This is a genomic window from Seminibacterium arietis, assembly GCF_042675725.1.
Lineage (GTDB): Bacteria > Pseudomonadota > Gammaproteobacteria > Enterobacterales > Pasteurellaceae > Seminibacterium > Seminibacterium arietis.
The window spans coordinates 56,079-79,952 of record NZ_JBHTJN010000010.1 but is presented as its reverse complement, the minus strand read 5'-3'; the positions used below and the strand labels follow the sequence as shown (position 1 = coordinate 79,952).

Annotated in this window: 19 protein-coding genes and 1 rRNA gene; 10 read left to right on the top strand and 10 right to left on the bottom strand. The window is 36.4% G+C overall.

Annotation, left to right across the window (positions count from 1 at the left end; all coding sequences use genetic code 11):
* Nucleotides 1-6 precede the first annotated feature (6 nt).
* The 5 genes from rrf (at nt 7) to lysC (ending at nt 4,617) form a co-directional block, all read left to right on the top strand.
* Nucleotides 7-122 (top strand): 5S ribosomal RNA (gene rrf / locus ACFQ02_RS05620).
* A 426-nt stretch (nt 123-548) separates the two neighbouring features.
* The gene (locus ACFQ02_RS05615) at nt 549-929 is read left to right on the top strand and encodes an FKBP-type peptidyl-prolyl cis-trans isomerase (RefSeq protein WP_380820357.1); all 381 of its coding nucleotides are present in this window, start codon (nt 549-551) and stop codon (nt 927-929) included.
* A gap of 227 nt (nt 930-1,156) precedes the next feature.
* Complete coding sequence (locus ACFQ02_RS05610; protein ID WP_380820355.1) at nt 1,157-1,828, top strand: trimeric intracellular cation channel family protein; 672 nt, start codon at nt 1,157-1,159, stop codon at nt 1,826-1,828.
* Nucleotides 1,829-1,852: 24 nt separating this feature from the next.
* Nucleotides 1,853-3,112, top strand: a complete 1,260-nt coding sequence (gene proA / locus ACFQ02_RS05605; RefSeq protein WP_380820353.1) for a glutamate-5-semialdehyde dehydrogenase — start codon at nt 1,853-1,855, stop codon at nt 3,110-3,112.
* A 152-nt stretch (nt 3,113-3,264) separates the two neighbouring features.
* Complete coding sequence (lysC, locus tag ACFQ02_RS05600) at nt 3,265-4,617, top strand: lysine-sensitive aspartokinase 3 (RefSeq protein WP_380820350.1); 1,353 nt, start codon at nt 3,265-3,267, stop codon at nt 4,615-4,617.
* A 76-nt stretch (nt 4,618-4,693) separates the two neighbouring features.
* Here the strand turns inward: lysC and ACFQ02_RS05595 are convergent, their stop codons facing one another.
* Entirely contained in the window at nt 4,694-7,126 is a 2,433-nt protein-coding gene (locus ACFQ02_RS05595) for a TonB-dependent hemoglobin/transferrin/lactoferrin family receptor (protein WP_380820347.1), read from the bottom strand.
* 444 nt (nt 7,127-7,570) lie between these two features.
* Here ACFQ02_RS05595 and ACFQ02_RS05590 point away from each other — a divergent pair, with 444 nt between their 5' ends.
* Nucleotides 7,571-12,424, top strand: coding sequence for a YadA-like family protein (locus ACFQ02_RS05590; RefSeq protein ID WP_380820345.1), 4,854 nt, complete (start codon nt 7,571-7,573; stop codon nt 12,422-12,424).
* A gap of 152 nt (nt 12,425-12,576) precedes the next feature.
* On the opposite strand, the gene ACFQ02_RS05585 is transcribed toward ACFQ02_RS05590, so the two are convergent.
* Complete coding sequence (locus ACFQ02_RS05585) at nt 12,577-12,912, bottom strand: DUF496 family protein (protein WP_380820342.1); 336 nt, start codon at nt 12,910-12,912, stop codon at nt 12,577-12,579.
* A 170-nt stretch (nt 12,913-13,082) separates the two neighbouring features.
* Here ACFQ02_RS05585 and serC point away from each other — a divergent pair, with 170 nt between their 5' ends.
* Genes serC through aroA form a run of 3 tightly spaced genes read left to right on the top strand, consistent with a single transcriptional unit; the run spans nt 13,083 to nt 16,607 of the window.
* The gene (gene serC / locus ACFQ02_RS05580) at nt 13,083-14,165 is read left to right on the top strand and encodes a 3-phosphoserine/phosphohydroxythreonine transaminase (protein ID WP_380820339.1); all 1,083 of its coding nucleotides are present in this window, start codon (nt 13,083-13,085) and stop codon (nt 14,163-14,165) included.
* 17 nt (nt 14,166-14,182) lie between these two features.
* Nucleotides 14,183-15,286: a histidinol-phosphate transaminase gene (gene hisC / locus ACFQ02_RS05575; protein WP_380820336.1), complete on the top strand. Its 1,104-nt coding sequence runs from the start codon at nt 14,183-14,185 to the stop codon at nt 15,284-15,286.
* A 25-nt stretch (nt 15,287-15,311) separates the two neighbouring features.
* The gene (gene aroA, locus ACFQ02_RS05570) at nt 15,312-16,607 is read left to right on the top strand and encodes a 3-phosphoshikimate 1-carboxyvinyltransferase (RefSeq protein WP_380820333.1); all 1,296 of its coding nucleotides are present in this window, start codon (nt 15,312-15,314) and stop codon (nt 16,605-16,607) included.
* Between the two features lie 106 nt (nt 16,608-16,713).
* Here the strand turns inward: aroA and fdx are convergent, their stop codons facing one another.
* The 8 genes from fdx to trmJ all read right to left on the bottom strand — a co-directional run bounded on the left by fdx (nt 16,714) and on the right by trmJ (nt 22,894).
* Complete coding sequence (gene fdx, locus ACFQ02_RS05565; RefSeq protein WP_380820330.1) at nt 16,714-17,052, bottom strand: ISC system 2Fe-2S type ferredoxin; 339 nt, start codon at nt 17,050-17,052, stop codon at nt 16,714-16,716.
* A 66-nt stretch (nt 17,053-17,118) separates the two neighbouring features.
* On the bottom strand, nt 17,119-18,978 hold the full coding sequence (gene hscA / locus ACFQ02_RS05560) for a Fe-S protein assembly chaperone HscA (protein ID WP_380820327.1): 1,860 nt from the start codon (nt 18,976-18,978) through the stop codon (nt 17,119-17,121).
* A gap of 21 nt (nt 18,979-18,999) precedes the next feature.
* On the bottom strand, nt 19,000-19,518 hold the full coding sequence (hscB, locus tag ACFQ02_RS05555; RefSeq protein ID WP_380820325.1) for a Fe-S protein assembly co-chaperone HscB: 519 nt from the start codon (nt 19,516-19,518) through the stop codon (nt 19,000-19,002).
* Between the two features lie 9 nt (nt 19,519-19,527).
* Complete coding sequence (gene iscA / locus ACFQ02_RS05550) at nt 19,528-19,851, bottom strand: iron-sulfur cluster assembly protein IscA (protein WP_380820322.1); 324 nt, start codon at nt 19,849-19,851, stop codon at nt 19,528-19,530.
* A 58-nt stretch (nt 19,852-19,909) separates the two neighbouring features.
* Complete coding sequence (iscU, locus tag ACFQ02_RS05545) at nt 19,910-20,293, bottom strand: Fe-S cluster assembly scaffold IscU (protein WP_380820319.1); 384 nt, start codon at nt 20,291-20,293, stop codon at nt 19,910-19,912.
* Between the two features lie 27 nt (nt 20,294-20,320).
* The gene (locus ACFQ02_RS05540) at nt 20,321-21,535 is read right to left on the bottom strand and encodes an IscS subfamily cysteine desulfurase (protein ID WP_380820316.1); all 1,215 of its coding nucleotides are present in this window, start codon (nt 21,533-21,535) and stop codon (nt 20,321-20,323) included.
* Between the two features lie 82 nt (nt 21,536-21,617).
* Entirely contained in the window at nt 21,618-22,058 is a 441-nt protein-coding gene (gene iscR / locus ACFQ02_RS05535; protein WP_380820313.1) for a Fe-S cluster assembly transcriptional regulator IscR, read from the bottom strand.
* A 71-nt stretch (nt 22,059-22,129) separates the two neighbouring features.
* On the bottom strand, nt 22,130-22,894 hold the full coding sequence (gene trmJ / locus ACFQ02_RS05530) for a tRNA (cytosine(32)/uridine(32)-2'-O)-methyltransferase TrmJ (protein WP_380820311.1): 765 nt from the start codon (nt 22,892-22,894) through the stop codon (nt 22,130-22,132).
* A 174-nt stretch (nt 22,895-23,068) separates the two neighbouring features.
* Here trmJ and suhB point away from each other — a divergent pair, with 174 nt between their 5' ends.
* Nucleotides 23,069-23,872 carry an inositol-1-monophosphatase gene (suhB, locus tag ACFQ02_RS05525; protein ID WP_380820309.1) on the top strand — a complete coding sequence of 268 codons (804 nt, stop codon included), beginning with the start codon at nt 23,069-23,071 and terminating at the stop codon, nt 23,870-23,872.
* Nucleotides 23,873-23,874 lie beyond the last annotated feature (2 nt).

Genomic DNA, 23,874 nt, shown 5'->3' with positions numbered 1-23,874 from the left:
GAATTTTTCGGCGGCGATAGTGCGGTGGGACCACCTGAACCCATGCCGAACTCAGAAGTGAAACGCCGTTACGCCGATGGTAGTGTGGGGAGTCCCCATGTGAGAGTAGGTCACCGCCGAGTTTTGATAGATCCCCCCCCAGCAGAGATGCTGGGTTTTTTGTTTTAGGGTTTGGATATTTTTGTAGGGACCCACTGCGTGCGTCCACAAATCCGTAATTAGCAAAAAATAGAAGAAACTAACCGCTGATATTCGTAATTGAACGAATACCAGCAGTTTTTTATGTACAAAATTTGCAAAATGAAAAGAGATTGAAATTTAGACAGTCAGTGGAGTTATCCCATTGTTCTACTTGCTACGCAAGTAGAACAAAATAGATGGCTAGCTAAAACAAAACCTCTATTTTAACATCGGGGCTTTTTGTTTATCTTTTATATATCTTTCCTTACTTTTACTTTATATTATAGAATTTACTTGTGTGTCTTTGATTGAATATACTTTAACAGGAGTTACAAGTGAAATACAGAATTTATTTTCTTATGATACTTATGGCTAGTATGCAATGTGTTGCTCAAAATAACAACGTAATTGATACTAACATGACAACTAGTCATCAAACCGCTTCAGGGCTATCCTATAAAATTATTAGAGTTGGAAAAGGTGCTAGACCTAAAATAAATGATGAGGTTAAAGTGCTTTTTACTTCTTATAAATCAGATGGAGAATTGCTAGATGGTACACTAAATGGAATGCCAGTGATTTTACCGATAGCAGCAATGTTTTCAGGTTTACAGGAAGGATTGATGTTGATGCAAGAAGGGAGTATTTATGAGCTTTATATCCCAAAACATTTAGGATATAAAGAGGAAGGAAAATTAAAAAATAATGCTGCTACTTATAAGATTGAATTAATTAAGATAAATCCCTAAAAAACTAATTGAAAGCATTGATTTTGGTATAAAAGTGCGGTCATTTTTTTAAAAATACTAAGTGTTAATTATCAAAGTGCAAATAGCTAATTTAGAATATATCAATAGGTAGATTTTTTATAATAAGTTTACAGTAATGCTAGCTTATTTGACTATTCGGCTCTAAAATAGCAAGTAATTTACCGCACTTTTAGTGCTTGAGATTTAAGCTAATTTAAGGATAAATTATGTTGCTAAGTATTTTATATATTGTTGGAATTACTGCAGAAGCAATTACTGGAGCATTGGCGGCAGGACGTGAAAAAATGGATATTTTTGGTGTAATTATTATTGCATCGATGACAGCAATCGGTGGGGGATCAGTAAGAGATGTATTGTTAGGACACTATCCTTTAGGTTGGGTGAAGAATCCTCATTATTTCCTTATTGTTGCGAGTGCTGCGGTGTTGACTGTTATTATCGCTCCTTTTATTAATCATTTTATGCGATATTTTCGCACTATATTTTTAGTATTAGATGCAGTGGGATTGATTGTATTTTCGATTATAGGTGCTCAAATTGCACTAGATATGGGACATAGTTTTACTATCGCTATTATTGCAGCCATTATTACAGGGGGTTTTGGCGGTGTATTACGTGATTTATTGTGTAATCGTATTCCCTTAGTTTTTCAAAAAGAGTTATATGCAAGTGTTGCGTTATTAGCAACCTCAATTTATATTGGTTTACAACAATTAGACGTTAATCAAAATTTAGTTGTGATTGTTACTTTAGTTAGTGGTTTTATAATCCGTTTGTTAGCAATTTATTTTGAATGGGGATTACCTGTATTTGATTATCAAGAAAATACTATTGCTGGCAAGCAAAATGATGACAAATTACCAACGAAAACAAAATAAATAGAACAATAGGATAGATAAAATATGACAGATCTAATTATGATGGGAAAAGAAGCTAAAAAAGCGGCTTTTGTTTTATCTCAAATGTCTGAAAATGTTAAAAATCAAAGTTTGATGGCGATAGCAAATCAACTAGAAAAACAAACAGATGCTATTCTTGCTGCGAATCAAAAAGATGTACAAAATGCAAAGCAGCAGGGTTTATCTGAGGCATTAATTGATCGACTTTTATTAACTCCCGAACGTTTAAAAGCAATTGCAGATGATGTAAGACACGTTGTTTCATTGCCTGATCCTGTAGGAAAAATTATTGATGGTGGACAGCTAAATAGTGGCTTGAGAATTAAACGAGTTAGGGTACCATTAGGTGTTGTGGCAACTATTTACGAATCTAGACCTAACGTAACAATTGATGTGGCTAGTTTATGTTTAAAAACAGGTAATGCAATTATTTTACGAGGTGGTAAAGAAACTCGTTATTCAAATGAAATTTTAGTGAAAGTGATACAACAAGCTTTAGTGGAAGCGGGATTACCTCAATATGCAGTACAAGCAGTGACAGATCCTGATCGTAATTTAGTGATGCAGTTATTAAAATTAGATCGTTATGTAGACATGCTCATTCCAAGAGGTGGAGCGGTATTGCATGAACTCTGCAAACAGCATTCTACTATCCCTGTTATTGTTGGTGGAATAGGTGTATGTCACACTTTTGTTGAACAAAGTGCGGATTTAGAACGCTCAATAAACGTTATTGTGAATGCGAAAGCTCAACGACCAAGCACCTGTAATACATTAGAGACACTATTAGTACAAGAAAGTATTGCCTCGCAATTTTTACCTAAATTAGCACTTGAACTAAGTGAAAAAGGGGTTAAATTTCATGCTGATAGCACCTCATTTTCAATTTTGCAAAAAATGGATGTTGAAGTTTATGCCCTACAGGAAAGTTGTTTGTATAGAGAATGGGGAAGTCTAGATCTTAATGTCGTCGTGGTGAAAGATTTTGAACAAGCAATAGCACATATTAATAAATATGGGACACAGCATTCAGAAGCAATTTTGACTTCTTCACAGCAACTGGCAAGACAGTTTGTTGCACAAGTTGAAGCGGCGGCGGTGTATATTAATGCAAGTACAAGATTTACTGATGGAGGGCAATTTGGACTTGGAGCTGAAGTTGCAGTCAGTACGCAAAAATTACACGCACGCGGTCCAATGGGACTAGAAGCATTAACTTCATACAAATGGATATGTGAGGGTGATTATTTATCACGGCTGTGATATAATCGCTCTCCCTAACAAAATGGGGAAATAAAACACTATTCTTCAGAATGGTGTTTTTATTTTTGTTATGAACGTTACTGACAATTTTGTCGAATTATTACTTGTATGCCAAGTACTCAACTTTAATTTACTTACTAAGGAATTTACTCATGCTTAATTTCTCTGTTGCCAAATTTGGTGGAACAAGTGTCGCTAATCATGAAGCAATGACAGCTTGTGCAAATATTGTTATTGCTGATCCCGATACTCGTGTTGTGGTACTTTCTGCTTCAGCAGGCGTTACTAATTTATTAGTGGCTTTAGCCAATGGTCAAAGTAGCGAAGAACGAATTCGTTTACTGAGTGAAATTCGTCAAATTCAAGAAAATATCCTGTCTCAATTAAAAGATGAAAGTCAAGTGCGGTCTGAAATTGAAAAAATTTTAGCACATATTGCTCAATTAGCTGAACAAGCTACAACAAATAGCACAGAAGAATTAAGTGATGCCTTGATTAGTCAAGGTGAAATGATGTCATCTTTACTTTTTGTACAAGTATTAAAAGAGTTAAATGTTGATGCTCAATGGGTTGATGTTCGTACTGTTGTGGCGACAGATAGCCATTTTGGCAAAGCGATGCCGAACGATGAACAAACGCAAATTCAAAGTGATGCACTGTTAGCCCCACTTGTTCAACAAGGTAAATTAATTGTCACACAAGGGTTTATTGGACGTGATCCACAAGGTCGCACTACAACTTTAGGACGTGGTGGAAGTGACTATTCTGCGGCATTGTTAGCGGAAGTGCTAAAAGCAAAAAATGTGTTAATTTGGACAGATGTTGCAGGTATTTACACAACTGACCCTCGTATTGTGCCAACGGCGTGGCGAATTGATAGCATGAGTTTTTCTGAAGCGGCAGAAATGGCAACTTTTGGGGCGAAAGTATTACATCCATCTACATTATTGCCAGCTGTTCGTAGTAATCTTCCTGTGTATGTTGGCTCAAGTAAAGATCCGCAAGCGGGGGGAACATGGGTTACTCGTGAACCACAACAACGCCCACAATTTAGAGCGGTGGCATTAAGACGTGATCAAACTTTGCTCACACTTTCTAATCCAAGTATGGTGCATGCCCAAGGATTTTTAGCACAAATATTCCAAACGATTGCAGATCATAAAATTTCAGTGGATATGGTTATTACGTCCGAAGCCAGCGTTGCACTCACATTAGATAAAACGGGTTCCGCATCAAGTGGCACAGAACTACTCTCAACGGAATTACTCGCACAATTAAACGAAATTGCTCAAGTGAAAGTGGATACAGGTTTATCTTTAGTCACATTAATTGGAAACGAACTCCATAAATCAGAAGGTGTAGTAAAAACGATTTTCGACACTCTAGAATCCTACAGCATCCGTATGATCAGTTATGGAGCAAGCACAAATAGTATTTGTATGCTAGTAAATAGTAATCAGGCGAATGCTGTAGTCAACACATTACACAAAAATTTGTTTGAATAAATAATACGACGAAATCAAACAGTAAAAGTGCGGTGAAATTTTTCATTTTTCACCGCACTTTCTGTAATAGCCCTTTTTAAAATCTCATTTCTAATGATAAAGCGAAATGACGCCCAGCCTCAGTGAATCGTTCTAACCCTTCACCAGAATTCCACACATCGCCCATTGCTCCATTATATTTAATTTGTCGCAAGCTATCCCAAGTGGTGTATTTACGATTAAATAAATTAAATATTCCAGCGTTGATGGTGAAATTTGAATTTAATTGATATTGTGCAGTTAAATCAAATACGGTGTAAGAATCACTTAAAAAACGATAAAGTTTTGCTTGTTCAAATCCTGATATTTCACCTGTTTTTTTATTTACATCTAACTTTAAACTGTTGGCTACAGGTTTATCCATTGCATCGCTCGCTTTTTTTGCACTCACATAACGACCACTAAATAATAGATTCCATTTATCATCTTCTGCTTGATAGCCTAATCCTAAAGCAATACTAAAAGGCTGAATTGCCAGCATTGCGGTGCCATTATTTTTACGTCCTTTTGCATAACTACTTTTAAACGTTGTGTAGAGATTTTTAGGTAAACCAATCAAACTTCCTTCTGCACGAGCATGCAAATCAATACCTGTAACATAAGCTTTATCGATATTAATTTGCTGATAATCTATTCCATCTAGATAATATTCAGTATATTTTTCTTTTGTTGCCCAGTTAGTTCTTTGGCGAGAAGCTACTTTGGGTTTAGCATCAGCATCGATAAAATCTCGATATTTTGTATAAAATGCAGTTAAACTTAATTGATAATTATCTCCCTCTGTAGTTAGCGTAAGTTCATGATTCTGTGCCTTTTCAGCTCTCAAATTAATATTAGGTAAAAAATTGACCGCACTTGAGCCTTTTAAATCAAAATACATTTCTTCTATTTTTGGAGCCTTAAAACCAGTACTAAATTGATAACTCAATAAAGTAGAATCAGTGATCGCATAATTTAGTCCGGCAGAGTAACTTATTGCACTAAATTGTTTTTTTGCCAGGGCAACCATTTCTTGACTTTCGATATCGTATTTTAACGAACTTGTTTTAGGCTGATAGCGATAATGATCAAAACGTAATCCTGCATTTGCACTCCATTTTGGATTAATATTGATTAGATCTTGTATATAACCATACCAAGATTGACGGAAAACGGGTTGCTGAATAGTAAATTGACGTGTTGTTGTGCTGTTAGAATAGGCACTATATTTATATTCCTGATTTTTATTTTCTAATTTTCCCCAATGATAACCAAATCCACCTTGTAGTTGATGATGAGCAATGTAGCTATCCACTTCATTAGAGATAAAAGAAAAGTCTAATTGATGATGTTTCTGTTCTGTTTTGTACAAACGCTGTTCGGTTACAATATTATAATCAGCGTGATCTTTACCAGTCCACGTACCGTATTGATTTGAATTAGCCTCTTGTGACACTTTTTGTTGTGCTAACTGTACACTAAATTTATTTAGCCAACTTTTTGTTGGTGTGTAATCATAAACAATGCCAATACGTTGATAAGGTGTAACATCACTGGCCTCCTGACGATTCAACGCATAAAAACTTTTTTCTAAAATTTTTCTGTTTTGATCAAAATTTTCAAAAAAACCTTGCACAAAATGCTGTTGATTAAAATGATAACCTAATTTTGCTAACCAAGATTGGCTACGATAATTAAGGTTATCAGGTAACAGGCGACCACGTCCACAAAGTTCAGGATAGGTTTTTCGTCTATCTTCAAAACCACCATCTCCTGCACTATTTGGCACAGCACCGCAATAATTAATATCTTTTATTTTACCGCTATAATAATTTTTGTTTTCATGTGCGTTACGATAAGTATATTGTAACAATCCCTCTACATTGCCATAAATAAATCCTCCTCCCACGACTTGTCGATATTCTTCATTACGTGAGCTATAGGCTGTTTTCGCATAAAATCCTACATTTTTTCCAGCAGGGACAAAGTCATGCACTGTTTTTGTTTGCATTGACACGCTACCGCCTAAAGCACCGCTACCTTGAGTGAGTGAATTTGCTCCTTTGTTAAATTGTACAGAAGCTAAGTTTTCAATTTCGGTACTATTGCGATTACCGTTATAAAAACCTTTGATGTAATAAAATCGAGGCATATAACTTTCTACCGCACTTATGCCGTCAACGCTGATTGCAACACGATCACTTTCCACACCACGCATACTATAGCCATTAGCTCCACCACGACCGCCTTCAGTTACGGTAATGCCTGTTTGCCAGCGAACTAAATCATGTTCATTCCATACTAAACCACGGCTAATTTGCTGACTGTTTGTGTGTGAATCTTTCGCAGAAACTTGCTCAGTTTCAACAATAATTTGATCTAATACAACAGCATCATTAGGTTCAGCTGTTGCATGAAACGATAATAAAGATAACAGCGGGGCAGATAATCGCCCAAATCTTGTTTGATGATTTTGCACAAAAAATAACATAAAATCTCCAGTTAAAAATAAAAATTAATTTCATTTATTATAGAGAAAATATTAACTTATTTAAGCGAATTTTTTAGCTAAAAAGGAAATAGATAAGAAAATAGATTTTGTAATTTATAGTGTTTTTTTGTAAATATTTTTCATTTTATGATTTTCTTTTAATTTTTAATTAATGGAAAGTTAAATTAGTGCAAGCTATTTTGTGTTGATTAAAAAATAAGTAAATTGCCTTGAGAGAGAATTTTTGTTGTTCTAAATTGGAGAGGATAATTTAGTGTAAGTTGTTGTGTTATTTGCATTATTGTTTTTTTGTTGAAGCGTTGTACAGATTTTAGCAAAAATTTTTGAGCAAAAGTAGTTAAACAAATTCAAAAAACAGCAAAACCGACCGCACTTTATTTCGACGTACATTTAGTTTTATCACTTTTCAAAGAGGACAGTCTCATGAACAAGGTATTTAAAATCATTTGGAATCATACGTTACAACGTTTTGATGTAGCTTCCGAATTAGCACGCAGTCAAAGTAAAGCGTCATCAACAGATAAACGAGAAAAGCCAGCGAAAGCCTTATTGGTAGCTGGTTTATTTTTATCTATGACAGCAGGAAGTGCAATTGCTTTAAACTATAATCCAACCCATTCAAAAAATATAGGTAATGTTACTTCAAATACTGGTTCTCATATTGCTATAGGTGAGTGGTCTAGAGTTGAATATCGAGATGATATAAACAATAAAGACCTCAAAAGAGGTGAAGTTGATTTAGAGGGGAAAGATGGTGATTACGTTAAAGACTCTACAAAAACTTTGATGTTTAAAGCTGGCGGGATTGCTATTGGTGCAGAAGCACACGTTACTCAGAGGGGTGAAAACGGGGTTGCGATTGGTATTGGAACTGTAAGTAATGGTCAAATGGCTACGGCATTAGGCTTCCTTTCTGAATCTCATGGCGTTCATTCTACTGCAATAGGCTATAGAAGTATCGCACATCAAGATCAAACTATGGCAATGGGCGATAATTCTCTAGCAACAGGTACGAGTTCAATTGCGTTTGGGGCATTTGCTGTGGCTAATCCAGCAAAATATGCAGTAGGAAAAGAAAGAAAAGAAACCAGAGAAAGCTTTGGTAGATATGATCCAGCAAAAGGGATGACAATACGAGATGATGGTGCAGAAGGAACAACTCCAGCAATTGCTATTGGTCCGCAAGCACATGCGTTGAATGTGAATGCTCTTGCAATCGGTAACCAAGCTGAAGCCTCTGGTGATCGCTCTGTTGCAATTCATGGTAATGCCACCGAAGAACGTGCTGTCGCCCTCGGTTTCTTTGCGGAAGCTGATGCACATAATGCAGTAGCACTTGGTGCGAGAGCCTCTGTTGGCGGTGAAAGTTCTATTTCTATTGGGGAAAAAAACATTGTTGAAAAAGCAAATTCTACTGCTGTAGGGCAATTAAATGTCGTTCGTGGAGAAAAATCAGGTTCTTTTGGTTATTCAGGTAATACTAAAGAAGACTTTGGTAAGTACGAAGATAGCGAATTTGAAGATAAAGGCTATGCAGATAGAGATTACTCCGCTTTCAAATATGGCGTATTTGCAGATGAATCCTATGCTTTCGGTAATGAAAATAAAATTAGTGAAGGTGCAAATAAAACTTTTGTGTTAGGTAATAAAGTTACTGCCACGAAAGAAAATAACGTTATTTTAGGTAACGAAAGTTCAGAAGAATCAGCAACGCTTGCTGGCGATAAAAAAGGGGTTGCAGCAAAAATTAAATCTGCTGAACTTAAAACAAATGATCCTACATTTAAAATTGAATATGGTGGATTTGCGGGTGCTGATGAAGCCAAAGGCATTGTTTCTATTGGTAGCACAACTGCGACACGTCAATTAGTGAACTTAGCACCAGGAGAAATTAGTGCGACCTCTACAGATGCTATTAACGGTTCACAACTTTATACCGTAATTAATGGTCAAAATAATTTAGCTAATAGTCTTGCTGAAGTTTTAGGTGGTAGTACTGTCACTGTAGAAAATACAGGTGCTATTGTAGGGTTTGAAATACCACTCTATTATGCAAATGAAAATGGCGGTACTAACAAAACCCGTGTTATAGCTCGTGGTACTCGTAAATACCAAGACCTTCCTGATATTATTAATGGTCTAAATGACTATATAAATAGTGGATTTAATATTGAAAATGATGATGCGAAAAAAGCAGTAATTACCCCTGAGGATACAATTAATTTTGAAAGTACCGATACTGTAGAGGCTGTAGTTGATAAAGAAGCAGGTGGCAAAACTAAAATCAAATTTAATGTAAAAAATGCAGGCGGCAAAGCACCTGAGACAACGGAATTGACTGTTAACGGCAATGGTAAAGTGGCGGACCTTTCTGAAGAAGAAGGCAAAAAACTTGCGACTGCAGGCGATATTGCGAATGCGATCAATGGTGTACACTTTACTGCTGAAACTGGTGTAGATGAAACTGATTTTAAAGACGATGACAACGGTAGAGGTAATCCTAAATATATCAAAGCTGGTGATACACTTGCGATGAAAGCAGGTAAAAATATGAAAGTGAGAACTAACGAAGACGGAAGTATCACTTATGCCACTAAAGATAATGTTGAGTTTGACTCAATAAAAGTACCGACAGGTGAAGGTGAAAATGCTAAAGCAATCAAGTTAACCAAAGACGGTCTTGATATGGCGGGTAAACAAATCACTAACGTGGATAGCGGTTTGAAAACCTATAAAGAAACTAACAGCGATCCAGCTGCGAAAGAACCGAAAAAAGAACTCGTTGATCTTAACACCAAAGTTGGTGATGGAGATGCTGCTAAACCAGTTGATGACAAAACGGCTGCCACTGTAGGCGACTTGCGTAAAATGGGCTTTGTGATTAGTTCTGACAAAACCACAAAAGAAGATGGTGGCGTTGAAGACAAAGAACATGCAAGTGCGGTCAAAAATGCTGATGAAGTGAGATTTGTCGGCAAAGGTGTAGCGAAAGTGTCTGCTGGGGTGAAAAATGGCGTTCATACTGTTACAGTTGATGTGGATGCAAGCAAATTAAATAAACAACAACCTGTTGTTTATACCACTGTCGACGGTAGCAAAGTTGAAAAAGGTGATGATGGTAAGTTCTACAAAGTGGGCGATAATACTCAACCAAAAGTAGAAGTGAAACCTGAAAATGTCATTGCGTCAATGAATAATGGCTCAAATAAAACCGATACACCAATGGTGCTTTCTAATGTGGGTAAAGGGGTGAACACCTATTCTGACTTGAAACAAGGTGATAAGCATTTAGTTGATGTAGGTGGTAAAAAATATGATCCGTCATCATTCGATGAAAACGGTAGATTAAAATCAGAAGCACAACCAGCAAAAAGCGCTACTGAACTCACTTCAGCTTGGGATAAAGCGAGAGGAGCAAAACCAATTTTTGGTTCGGATGATGGTAAACTTGAACCAGGCTTAGCTGATTTGGAACACTCAAATGGCACTAACGCAATCAGCGTAAATGATGCGAAAAACTTAGGGTTCTTGATTGGTGCGGGTAAAGCTGGTGAGAAAGATCCTGAATACGCTGATAAAGTAACTAATGCCAATAAAGTGAGATTTAATGCTGGGGCAGGTCTTAAGGTTGAGGGTAAAACCAATGCAGAGACTGGCGAGCGTGAAATCACCTTTGCAGTTGAGGGTAGCGGTAAAGTACTTAAAGATAATGAGGGTATTTATAAAGATCCAACTGATCCGTCAGGTATGAAAGATCGTGTTGTCGTTAACATTGATGGAAAATGGTATGACAAAGAAGACCTTAATCCAAGAACAGGTAAACCGAAAGGTGATGCAAAACCATTAGACATCAGTGAAGAAGACGCTAAAACACGCATCACTAATGAAAATAATGGCTTTGTTTCAGGTAAACAAGTAGCTGATCATGTTAAAGAATCTGGCTTTAATGTTGGTAAATTCGGTGATGATGAAGCTGATGATTTATCTGCACTTGATTTTAAAGACAAAGATGTAAAAGATGAGAAAATCAATCCGGATGACAACCTATTGTTTGCAGATGGCAAAAATACCAAAGTTAGCCTTGCGACAGTAGAGAAAAAAGATCCGAAAGGAGATGTAGTCACTACAACAGTCATGAAAGTGGACGTTGATTCACCAATTGACTTCAAATACACTGATGCTGACGGAAAAGAATATGCCAAAGCGAATGACGGTAAATTTTATGAAGCAGATAAAGTGAATGCTGATGGTTCGTTGAAAAAAGATGGTGAAAGACCAACCGCACTTGACCCTGACGCAGTGGCTAAATTGAAAAAAGGTGCACAGCTCACTAATGGTACAAATTCAGATGGAGTTGCTAACAACCCTTATGAAACAAAAGACCCTGTGAATGTTGCTGTAGCGAAATTGTTGAAAGATAAGCCAAATGCGACCAAAGAAGAAATTATGGAAGCTATGGCTGGAGCTATCGCAGCGAAACCTGAAGCAAAAGATGATATTGTGAAAGGTGAAGGCGGTGTCACATTGGATAATGTTGGCTGGGCAGAAAGAGGCGATCAAGCAGTTAATAAAGATCAACTTGATCAAACTGTCAATAAATCAGGATTCTTCATTAAAGGCAATGGTAAAGATCCATTCAAAGGTGATGAAAACGGCAATAAACTTGGTGAAGAAACCGTTAAAGAGAAAGTGACACCAAATGATGCAGTAAACTTTGTTGACGGTAGCAACACTAAAGTTGAAATTGCTACACATCTTGATCCGAAAACGGGTGCTGATACAACTACTGTAAAATATAGTGTAGTAGATGATCCAACCTTTAACACTGTTCAAGTTGGCGGTGCAAACGGACCTAAGATTTCTGCAAGTGCAGATGGTAAGTCATTAAAAGTTGGTGATAAAGACGGCAAACCAGTGAAAATCACGAATGTTGCTGAAGGTGTCGATGACAATGATGCTGTAAACGTAAAACAACTTAAAGATGCATTGAATGGTAATGTAACTAATTTAGGTGATGTTTACAATCACATTGACAAAACCGATAAGAGATTACGTGCAGGTATTGCAGGATCTAACGCGGCAGCAAGCTTGCCACAAGTTTACATTCCAGGTAAATCAATGGTTGCGGCTGCGGTAGGTACTTATGAAGGTCAATCTGCAATTTCTGTTGGTTATTCTCGTGCAAGTGATAACGGAAAAGTTATCTTCAAATTGCAAGGTAATGCCAATAGTCGTGGTAAGGTTGGTGCTGGAGTAGGTGTTGGATACCAATGGTAATCTAGTGAAACTGAGATAAAACTAAATTTAAACCTCCTCATTTTGGGGAGGTTTTTTTATTGACCTATTTAGCTAAAATTTGAGGCAAAGTAAAAGGATCTATTGAAAAAAGACAAAAAAAGACCGCACTTTAAGTGCGGTGGGAATTGAAATTATTTTTTTAGCAATTCAGCATGAACTCTTTTTTGTTCTCTCATTTTGTGGCTAATGTCACGACGCTGTTTTGATAATTCTGCATTGCGAATGTTGTATTCATCAACACGATTTTCATAGTCATCCCGCATATTTTCAATTATCGCCCTTACATCAGCAATTGTCATATCATTGTGAATATATTGATTGAGATTATCCAATAATAATGCCCGTTTTTGATTATCACGAATTTTGCGGTTGTTGTCTTCCATGTCTCGCAATAGTTTATTTTTTAAACGATACATACGCACATACTCTAATACTTCTTGAAAGGATTGTTTATTCACGTTTTCCATAATTTAACTTCTCTACAAAATGACTAACAATAGGTTGAATATAGTCTTTTTTCTTACATTCGTCAAAGTTTTCAGAATTTTTGAACGAAATTCAGTAAAATCCGTTGATTAGAATGAATTGAGATGATAAAACTAGTTGATAGATTTTTGCTTAGCATAGGAAGATAAAAATGACTCAGGTATTTAATTTTAGTGCAGGTCCTGCAATGATTCCCACAGCGGTATTGGAACAGGCTCAAAAAGAATTGTTGAATTGGCAAGGGCAACATACATCAGTGATGGAAGTTAGTCATCGTGGTAAATTATTTATGGAATTAATTGCACAGGCAGAACAAGATTTTCGCAAGCTGTATAATATTCCAAAAAATTATAAAGTGTTATTTTTGCAAGGTGGTGCGAGAGGACAGTTTGCCGCAATTCCAATGAATTTAATGGGTAAAAAAGGAAAAGCACTTTATTTAACCAGTGGGCATTGGTCGTTAACCGCAGCAAAAGAAGCTCGTTTATTTTGTCATGTTGATGAAATGAATTTGCTTGAAGTGGGTGATGAATTAAAGACAGGCAATCTTGATTTTAGTGATATTTCACCAAATTATGATTATGTGCATTATTGCCCGAATGAAACGATTAGTGGTGTTGAGATTTTTGAATTACCAAAAGTAGGAAATACACCGTTAGTAGCGGATATGTCTTCTACTATTTTATCTCGTAAAATTGATATTAGTCAGTTTGGTATGATTTATGCAGGGGCTCAAAAAAATTTAGGTCCAGCGGGGATTACGATTGTTATTATTCGTGAAGATTTAATTGGGAATGCCCGTCAGGAAACTCCTAGTATCTGGAATTATGCGGTGCAAGCAAAAAGTGACTCGATGATCAATACACCTCCTACATTTGCATGGTATCTGTGTTCTTTAGTATTTAAATATTTATTGTCTCAGGGTGGGTTGAAAGCGATTGAACAACGCAATCAAGATAAAGCAAAATTATTATACGATTATTTAGATAATAGTACGTTTTATCATAATAATGTTGCGAAAAAGAACCGCTCTTTGATGAATGTTACTTTCACAACAGGAAATGATGAATTGAATAGTCAGTTTATTGCTCAAGCACTGGAAAATGGTTTACAAGCTTTGAAAGGTCATAAAGTTTTGGGTGGTATGCGAGCTTCAATTTATAATGCAATGCCAATTGAGGGCGTTCAAGCATTAATTACTTTTATGGAAAAATTCGAAAAACAAAATCAATAATTAAAACAGGAAAGCATATGGAATTTATTAATATCGCCAATCAAGGAGTTAAAACGCTTTCTCCTTATCAAGCAGGTAAACCGATAGAGGAGTTAGAGCGTGAATTAGGGATCAGCAATATCATTAAACTCGCTTCCAATGAGAATCCTTTTGGATTGCCTGAAAGTGCAAAGGTGGCAATTAGTCGTCAACTTGATGAACTCACTCGTTATCCTGATGCCAATGGATTTGAATTAAAAGCGGCTATTGCAAAGAAATTTGCGATTGATCCAAATCAAATTACTTTAGGTAATGGGTCTAATGATCTACTTGAACTTTTTGCACACACGTTTGCAAGTGATGAAGACGAGATTATTTATTCTCAGTATGCTTTTATTGTTTATCCTCTTGTGACAAAAGCGATTAATGCGGTTGCTCGTGAGATTCCAGCAAAAAACTGGGGGCATGATTTAGCAGGATTTTTAGCCGCAATTAACTCAAAAACAAAATTGATTTATATTGCTAATCCAAATAATCCTACGGGTAATTTTTTAACTCATCAACAAATTGCTGATTTTCTTGTAGAAGTGCCAGAACATGTACTTGTTGTGTTAGATGAAGCATATACAGAATTTACGCCACAAGATCAGCGGGTTGATGCCTACGCATTGTTAAAAAAACATCGTAATTTGATTTTATGTCGCACGTTTTCTAAAGCCTATGGTTTAGCTGGCTTGCGAATTGGTTATGCGGTGTCTGACCCTAGTATAGCGGATTTGCTTAATCGAGTTCGTCAACCTTTTAATTGTAATAGTCTTGCTCTTGCAGCAGCAGTAGCTGTGTTAAATGATGATACTTTTGTCGAAAAAGTAGCGAAAAATAACCGCACTGAAATGCAACGTTATGAACAATTTTGTTTAGCACAAAGACTGGAATTTATTCCATCACAAGGAAATTTTATTACGATTGACTTTAAACAACCAGCACTACCTATTTATCAAGCTCTTTTGCATGAAGGGGTGATTGTTCGTCCAATAGCAGGTTATGGTATGCCAAATCATTTGCGTATTAGCATTGGATTGCCAGAAGAAAATGATATGTTTTTCACCGCACTTGTTAAAGTATTAAGCAAAAATAAGTAACCATTGATGAGTTCGGAATATAAATATGGAACAATTAACTTTACAACCTATTGCTTGTGTAGCTGGTGAAATTCATTTACCTGGTTCAAAAAGCTTGTCTAATCGAGCATTATTATTAGCCGCATTAGCTAAAGGAACAACAGAAGTTTATAATTTATTGCATAGTGATGATACACATCACATGTTGACCGCACTTAAAGCTCTTGGTGTGCAATATCAACTCTCAGAAGATAAAACTTGTTGTAGAGTACAAGGTGGTGCGGGAGCATTTCAATGGCAAAATGGACTGTCGTTATTTTTAGGTAATGCAGGGACGGCGATGCGACCACTTACAGCTGCACTTTGCTTAAAAGGTAGCATTGATTCAGAGGTGATTTTAACTGGCGAACCTCGCATGAAAGAGCGTCCTATTTCGCATTTAGTTGATGCACTTCGCCAAGCTGGAGCCGATATTCAGTATTTAGAGAATGATGGTTATCCGCCAATCGCTATTCGTAATAGTGGCTTGCGAGGAGGAAAAATTCAAATTGATGGTTCAATTTCATCGCAATTTTTAACCGCACTTTTAATCGCCGCACCTCTTGCTGAAGGTGATATGGAAATTAATATTATTGGTGAGCTAGTATCGAAACCTTATATTGATATTACGCTTGCGATGATGAGAGATTTTGGTATTAATGTTCGCAATGATAACTATCACACTTTTTATGTTAAAGGAAATCAATGTTATCAATCACCACAGCGTTATTTAGTTGAAGGTGATGCTTCTTCCGCCTCTTATTTTTTAGCAGCTGGGGCAATTAAAGGGAAAGTAAAAGTGACGGGTATTGGCAAAAAATCGATTCAAGGGGATCGTTTATTTGCAGATGTACTAGAAAAAATGGGAGCGAAAATTACTTGGGGGGAAGATTTTATTATTGCTGAGCGAGGAGAGCTACAAGGTGTTGATATGGATATGAATCATATCCCCGATGCGGCAATGACAATTGCTACTACTGCACTTTTTGCTCAAGGTGAAACAGTGATCCGCAATATCTATAATTGGCGAGTAAAAGAAACGGATCGCCTTAGTGCAATGGCAACAGAACTGAGAAAAGTGGGGGCTAAAGTAGAAGAAGGCGAGGATTTTATTCGTATTCAACCTTTAGCACTACATCAATTTAAACATGCACAAATTGAAACTTACAATGATCACCGTATGGCGATGTGCTTTGCTTTGGTTGCATTATCTAATACTGCGGTAACTATTTTAGATCCAACATGCACCGCCAAAACGTTTCCTACTTTTTTTGAACAGTTTGCCAAAATTGTTGCGGATTAACTAGTTGAGAATGGGGTTTTAATTTAGAATGAGAATGTAGTTGATATTGATTAATAATTAAGCCTTTATAGAAATAACCGCACATTAAAAGTGCGGTTATTTTTTATTAATGTTCCTCTCTGGCGTGGTTTAAACTGTATTTAGGAATTTCTACGACGAGATCCTCTTTGCCAATATAACATTGACAACTTAGACGACTGTCAACTTCTAAGCCCCATGCTTTATCTAGCATATCATCTTCATCATCAGTGCTTTCGTTTAAGCTATCTATTCCTTCGCGAATGATGACATGACAGGTTGTACAAGCACAAGACTTGTCACAGGCATGTTCGATTTCAATACCTGCATCAAGTGCAACATCAAGTAGATTATCGCCTTCAGTGGCATCTACTACCATCCCCTCAGGACAAAGCGTTTCGTGGGGAAGAAAAATAACTTTGGTCATGATATGTTCCTTAATTCTGTCCTTATTTTTCTATTTCTATTTCAGTTTTATTCGAGAGTTTAATATTTACTTTAATTTTTCAATCTCATCAACAGAGTAACCTGATAACGCTGTTTTAATGGATTTATCCATACGGCGAGCAGCAAATTGTTGCGTTGCTTGATCAAGATCTTTAATTCCCTGTTTTATCGCTAGCATATCATCTTGCTGTTGTAATTGTTCTAAAAAAATTAATGCTTTTTTGATTGCAGTTAGCTCTTCTTCGTTGAGTAAATCTTGATCTTGTTGTAGAGCTGAACGCACACTTTCAATGACTCTTGCCGCATCAATACGTTGTTCGGTAAGCAAACGTGTTTGCATGTCTTCTTTAGCATTTTTCATTGAAGATTTTAACATTGCAGTTACTTCATCATCTGTTAATCCATAAGATGGTTTTACTTGAATGGAAGATTGTACAGCAGTAGATTTTTCCATCGCAGTAACGCTAAGTAATCCATCAGCATCAACTTGATAAGTTACCCTAATATGTGCAGCCCCTGCCATCATTGGCGGGATGCCTCGTAAAGTAAAGCGAGCGAGAGAACGACAATCTTCTGCCATTTCACGTTCGCCTTGCAATACATGGATACTCATTGCAGTTTGCCCATCTTTGAATGTAGTAAATTCTTGGGCTTTTGTTACGGGAATAGTTGTGTTGCGAGGAATGATTTTTTCCACTAAACCGCCCATGGTTTCAATACCTAGTGAAAGTGGGATAACATCAAGTAATAGCATTTGTGAGTCTGGCTTGTTACCTACTAAAATATCTGCCTGAATAGCCGCTCCTAATGCAACCACTTTATCAGGATCAATCGAAGTGAGGGGCTGTTTTTGAAAAAACTCACCAACTTGATCTCTTACATAAGGTATGCGAGTTGAGCCTCCAACCATGACGACTTGACAAATATCATCTATGCTCACCCCAGCATCTTTTAACGCACGGCGACAAGCGAGTAGTGAACGTTTAACTAATGGTTGAATAATTTGATTAAATTGCTCACGATCAATTTCACCTTGCCAGCTTTCGTAGTTGATCGAAGTGCGGTCTTTTTCTGACAATTTTGTTTTGACTTGTTTAGCCAGTTGGATTAAATGGCGTTGTTGCTGTGAATTTTGGGGTTCAATTTGAGATTGGTTAGCGATCCAATGAGCAAGAGCTTGATCAAAGTCATCGCCACCTAATGCAGTATCGCCACCTGTAGAAAGTACTTCGAATACACCTTTGGATAAGCGTAAAATGGAAATATCGAATGTGCCTCCACCCAAATCATATACTGCAATAACACCTTCTTGACCACTATCTAGACCGTAAGCAATTGCTGCTGCCGTTGGTTCGTTTAGTAAACGCAACACATGTAATCCAGCTAATTTTGCCGCATCTTTAGTGCTTTGTCTTTGGGCGTCATCAAAATAGGCGGGAACTGTAATTACTGCACCTGATAATTCACCATTTAGACGCTGTTTAGCAAGTGCGGTGAGTTTTTTTAAAATTTCTGCTGAAATTTCGACAGGACTGAATACACCTTTTGATGTATTTAACAAAGGCAATCCATTTTCGGTTTGAGAGAAATCATAAGGTAAATTTGGATAACGCTGTTTTACATCTGATAATGAACGTCCAATTAGACGTTTTACTGAAACGACAGTATTTTGAGGATCAAGTGTTGTTTGTTCAGCAGCTTCATAACCTACTAGTGCCATTTGATTTGAGAAATGTACAATAGATGGCAATAGAGGACGATCTTTTTCATCTGCTAAAATTTCTGCTGTGGCGTTACGTACTGTTGCCACTAAGGAGTTAGTTGTACCAAGATCAATGCCGACAGCTAATTTATGCTGATGGGGAACTGCACTTTGACCAGGTTCTGCGATTTGTAATAATGCCATGATAAAACTCTGTTGCTTTAATTAAAGATCGATTAATTTGTCTTCAATACGTTCAATTTCAACAAATAATTTTTTGATAAAACGTAATCTGTCAGTAAGTTTTTGTGCTTCAGTCCAATTTTTAGCAGAAAGTGCGGTAGTTAATTGCGACAAAATTTCATAATTTTCACTTTCTACCGCTTTACAAAATGCAACTAGCTGAGCGACATCTTTTTTATGTTCAATATGTTCTAGTTGTTCACGCCATTGCATTTGTTGCATTAAAAAAGTGATGTCTTGATTCGTTTTTTGTTCACATAGATTTTCACCTAAGCCTAACTGGATAATTGCTTCTGCACGGCGAATAGGATCTTTTAAGCATTGAAAGGCATCGTTGATTTCTGCCGATTTTTGCATTGAAAGACGTTGTTCTTGTGGCGTACTATCTGCAAAATTATCGGGATGTAAGCTTTTCTGTAAATTCAAATAGCGATCTGTTAACTGTGATAAATCAAGATTAAAATCTACGCAAAGATCAAATAGAGCAAAAGGATTATTCATTATTTCACCTTATACATTAAAACTTTCACCGCAACCACATTGATCTTTCACATTTGGATTATTGAATTTAAACCCTTCGTTTAACCCTTCTTTGACAAAATCGAGTTGTGTTCCATCTAAATAGACTAAACTTTTTGTATCTACGATCACTTTTACACCTTGATCTTCAAATATCTGATCATCATCATTTAATACATCAACAAACTCTAACAAGTATGCCAAGCCAGAGCATCCTGAAGTTTTTACACCAAGACGTAAGCCAATGCCTTTGCCTCGATTTTGTAAAAAAGTACGAACACGATTTGCTGCACTTTCCGTTAAAGTAATCGCCATTTTTATTGTTCCTATGTGTTAATAGACAATCTGATTAAGTTGTCTTAACTTGAATAATTTATTCGCCTTTTTTCGCTTTGTAGTCAGCAATTGCCGCTTTGATAGCATCTTCCGCTAGAATTGAGCAATGCACTTTCACTGGTGGTAATTCCAGTTCTTCTGCAATTTGACTATTTTTTATTGTCTGTGCTTGTTCTAGGGATTTACCTTTTACCCATTCTGTAATTAATGAACTTGATGCAATTGCCGAACCGCAACCATAAGTCTTAAATTTTGCATCTTCAATGATGCCCTTGTCATTTACTTTAATTTGTAGTTGCATTACATCACCACAAGCAGGTGCACCAACCATGCCACTACCGATATTAGGATCTTTTTTGTCAAATGAACCTACATTGCGTGGATTTTCATAATGCTCAATAACTTTATCACTGTATGCCATAATCTGTTCCTCAATAAAATCAATAAATTAGTGGTGAGTCCACTCAATGCTGTTTAAATCAATGCCTTCTTTGAACATGTCCCATAGTGGCGATAAATCTCTTAATTTTTTTACCGCACTTTTTACTAAATCAATAGTGTAGTCAATTTCTTGCTCTGTGGTAAAACGTCCAAGGGTAAAACGAATCGAACTATGAGCTAATTCATCATTTAAACCTAAAGCACGTAGCACATAAGAAGGTTCAAGGCTAGCAGAAGTACAGGCAGAGCCTGAAGATACGGCAATATCTCGCAAAGCCATCATCAAACTTTCACCTTCAACATAGTTAAAACTGATGTTTAAATTATTGTCCACTCGGTGTTCCATTGAGCCGTTTACATAAGTTTCTTCAATGTCTTTTAGACCATTATAAAGGCGATCACGTAATGCTCTAATACGAGGCATTTCCACCGCCATTTCTTCTTTACAAATACGATAGGCTTCACCCATTCCTACAATCTGATGTACTGGTAATGTACCTGAACGCATACCTCGCTCATGACCACCACCATGAATAATAGCCTCTAAGCGAATACGAGGTTTACGACGAACATATAATGCACCAATGCCTTTAGGACCATAAAGTTTATGACTAGACATAGACATTAAATCTACTTTTAATTGTGCTAAATTAATTGGTAATTTACCGACACTTTGAGTAGCATCTACATGAAAAATGACCTTATGTTCACGACAAATCTCACCGATCTTTTCTATATCTTGAATGACACCAATTTCATTATTTACATGCATAATAGAAACTAAGATTGTATCATCACGAATGAGTGATTTTAATTCTTCTAAATCAACTAAACCATCAGATTTTGGTGTTAAATAAGTGACTTCAAAGCCTTCTCGTTCTAATTGGCGACAAGGATCAAGTACAGCTTTGTGTTCTGTCTTACAAGTAATAATGTGTTTACCTTTAGTTTTATAGAAATGTGCAGCACCCTTAATGGCTAAATTATCAGATTCTGTTGCACCTGAGGTAAAAATAATCTCACGACTATCGGCACCAATTAAGTCTGCAATTTGATTTCTAGCAATATCAACCGCTTCTTCTGCTTGCCAACCAAATTTATGAGAGCGTGAAGCTGGATTACCAAATGTACCTTCAAGGGTTAAGTATTCCATCATTTTTTTTGCAACGCGTTCATCAGCGGGACAGGTTGCTGCATAATCTAAATAAATAGGTAATTTCATGGTCACTCCTAAAAATCATTATTCATCGCATTTTATTTTTTATAAAAGTTAATTATTTCAATATCATAGTTGTTTAAACAATTTAGCTAAGAGACTTTGTCAGTTGGCATTTTTTCTTTTGTTTATGTTTGCTTACTAATTCAGCTACTGTAATCTCATTTAAAAAATCTTCAATTTGCTGGCTTAACTGCTCCCATAGGGAGTGGGTTAGGCATTCGTTGCCTCTTTGGCAATCTCCTTGTCCAGTACATTTAGTAACACAAATACTTTCATTTACCGCAGAAATTACCATTCCTACAGATATCTTATCTGCGGATAATCCTAATCTATACCCGCCGCCTGGTCCACGTACACTTTTTACTAAGCCATGCCGACGTAATTTTGCAAATAGTTGCTCTAAGTAAGAAAGAGAAATGTGCTGTCGTTCTGAAATATCTGCTAAACTGACGGGACCACGCTCGGTGTTAAGTGCAATATCTAAAATAGCAGTCACTGCATAACGACCTTTTGAAGTCAGTTTCATTGTCAATTTTTCCTTCTTCGCAATAAAAACAGTGCTATTTTATATAACCTAGTAAATTAGTCAACTTTGGTTTACTTAACAATTTTTTGTTTTTGTTCTGTAGCGAGTTGTTTTTCTACCGCAGTGAGCATCCCTTGCAAAATATTTAGTTCTGTTTTTTCAATTTTAGCACGCTGATATAGTCGCCTTAATTTTTGTATAACACCTTGATTTTTAATAAATCCTAATTGTTTATAGAGATGCTCAGTGTGGTTAAAAAAATGCTCCAGTTCAAGTGATTTTGGATAGGGATTTTCTATTGATGAAAGTGGTAAATTAGCGTTCTCTTTATTGAAATAATTTTTTTTATCTGCTAACCATGCCATGCGAATTTCATAACAAACTAGTTGTACGGCCATTGCTAAATTAAGCGAGGAATAATCGGGATTAGTGGGAATATTTAAATGATAATGACATTTCAGTAGTTCTTTGTTTGTCAGTCCTACTCGTTCACGTCCAAATACTAAAGCTACTTTACCTGTTTGGCAAAATTGGATCGTTTTTTCACCGCACTTTCTCGCATCAATTAATGTATTTTGTAAGTGCCTTAATCTTGCACTTGTACCAATGACTAATTCACAATCGGCTATTGCTTGCTCAAAATGATCAACTATAGTAGCATTTTTTAGCACATCATCAGCCCCAGCAGCCAAAGCTAAGGCTTGATCGTCAATAGGCTGCTTTGGTGAAACTAAATAAAGTTGATTTAGCCCCATTGTTTTCATTGCACGAGCAGCTGACCCAATATTACCACTGTGAGAAGTTTCCACTAAAATAATTCTGATATTTCGTTGCATTTTATATAAATAATAAGCAGTTTTTTTGATTTAAATTTCGGTGCATTTTAACATAGTTAAGCTAAATTTAGCCGAGAATTAAAGTGAGAAATTAAATATTTTGTTTTTCTCGCTTTTTAATTAAAAAATTACTATAATTCCTCCCCTAAATGTTCTTTAAATCTGGTGGAAAATATGAATCCAATGTTAAATATTGCTATCCGTGCGGCTCGGAGAGCAGGTAATATTATTGCTAAAGGCTATGAACGTCGTGACGAATTGCAAACAGTTAAAAAAAGTGAAAATGATTTTGTAACTAATATCGATAAAGCTTCAGAGGCTGCGATTATTGAAATTATTAAAAAATCTTACCCTGAGCATACAATTATTTGTGAAGAAAGCGGTGCATTAGTAGGCACAGATAGCGATGTACAATGGGTTATTGATCCACTAGACGGAACTACTAATTTTATCAAAGGATTACCGCACTTTGCGGTCTCTATTGCTATTCGAGTTAAAGGTCGTACTGAAGTTGGTGTTGTTTATGATCCAATTCGCAATGAATTATTTACTGCAGTTCGTGGTAAAGGAGCAAAATTAAATGATATTCGTTTGCGTGTTGAAGATAAGCGTGAATTAAAAGGTACGATATTAGCCACGGGTTTTCCATTTAAAAAGACCGCACTTATGCCACTTCAGTTTGCGATGATGACTAGTTTAGCTAATGATGTAGCTGATTTTCGTCGCACAGGATCTGCAGCATTAGATTTATGTTATACAGCTGCCAATCGAGTAGATGGTTATTTTGAGATGGGAATTAAAGCGTGGGATATTGCAGCTGGTGATCTGATCGTTCGAGAAGCAGGCGGTTTAGTTTGCGACTTCAAAGGAGGTCATGATTATTTGACTTGTAGTCATGTGGTATGTGCAAATCCACGCATTATTAAAGACATCTTAAACAAAATTCAGCCTATCTTACCTGAAAACTTCAAAGTTTAATT

Excerpts from the sequence above, each read along its gene's own strand:
- ACFQ02_RS05610 (WP_380820355.1), top strand. The coding sequence starts at position 1,157 with ATGTTGCTAAGTATTTTATATATTGTTGGAATTACTGCAGAAGCAATT.
- iscA (WP_380820322.1), bottom strand. The coding sequence starts at position 19,851 with ATGGCGATTACTTTAACGGAAAGTGCAGCAAATCGTGTTCGTACTTTT.
- hscB (WP_380820325.1), bottom strand. The coding sequence starts at position 19,518 with ATGAATAATCCTTTTGCTCTATTTGATCTTTGCGTAGATTTTAATCTT.
- fdx (WP_380820330.1), bottom strand. The coding sequence starts at position 17,052 with ATGACCAAAGTTATTTTTCTTCCCCACGAAACGCTTTGTCCTGAGGGG.
- lysC (WP_380820350.1), top strand. The coding sequence starts at position 3,265 with ATGCTTAATTTCTCTGTTGCCAAATTTGGTGGAACAAGTGTCGCTAAT.
- trmJ (WP_380820311.1), bottom strand. The coding sequence starts at position 22,894 with ATGCAACGAAATATCAGAATTATTTTAGTGGAAACTTCTCACAGTGGT.
- iscU (WP_380820319.1), bottom strand. The coding sequence starts at position 20,293 with ATGGCATACAGTGATAAAGTTATTGAGCATTATGAAAATCCACGCAAT.
- ACFQ02_RS05595 (WP_380820347.1), bottom strand. The coding sequence starts at position 7,126 with ATGTTATTTTTTGTGCAAAATCATCAAACAAGATTTGGGCGATTATCT.
- ACFQ02_RS05540 (WP_380820316.1), bottom strand. The coding sequence starts at position 21,535 with ATGAAATTACCTATTTATTTAGATTATGCAGCAACCTGTCCCGCTGAT.
- suhB (WP_380820309.1), top strand. The coding sequence starts at position 23,069 with ATGAATCCAATGTTAAATATTGCTATCCGTGCGGCTCGGAGAGCAGGT.
- ACFQ02_RS05585 (WP_380820342.1), bottom strand. The coding sequence starts at position 12,912 with ATGGAAAACGTGAATAAACAATCCTTTCAAGAAGTATTAGAGTATGTG.
- ACFQ02_RS05590 (WP_380820345.1), top strand. The coding sequence starts at position 7,571 with ATGAACAAGGTATTTAAAATCATTTGGAATCATACGTTACAACGTTTT.
- proA (WP_380820353.1), top strand. The coding sequence starts at position 1,853 with ATGACAGATCTAATTATGATGGGAAAAGAAGCTAAAAAAGCGGCTTTT.
- iscR (WP_380820313.1), bottom strand. The coding sequence starts at position 22,058 with ATGAAACTGACTTCAAAAGGTCGTTATGCAGTGACTGCTATTTTAGAT.
- serC (WP_380820339.1), top strand. The coding sequence starts at position 13,083 with ATGACTCAGGTATTTAATTTTAGTGCAGGTCCTGCAATGATTCCCACA.
- aroA (WP_380820333.1), top strand. The coding sequence starts at position 15,312 with ATGGAACAATTAACTTTACAACCTATTGCTTGTGTAGCTGGTGAAATT.
- hscA (WP_380820327.1), bottom strand. The coding sequence starts at position 18,978 with ATGGCATTATTACAAATCGCAGAACCTGGTCAAAGTGCAGTTCCCCAT.
- ACFQ02_RS05615 (WP_380820357.1), top strand. The coding sequence starts at position 549 with ATGGCTAGTATGCAATGTGTTGCTCAAAATAACAACGTAATTGATACT.
- hisC (WP_380820336.1), top strand. The coding sequence starts at position 14,183 with ATGGAATTTATTAATATCGCCAATCAAGGAGTTAAAACGCTTTCTCCT.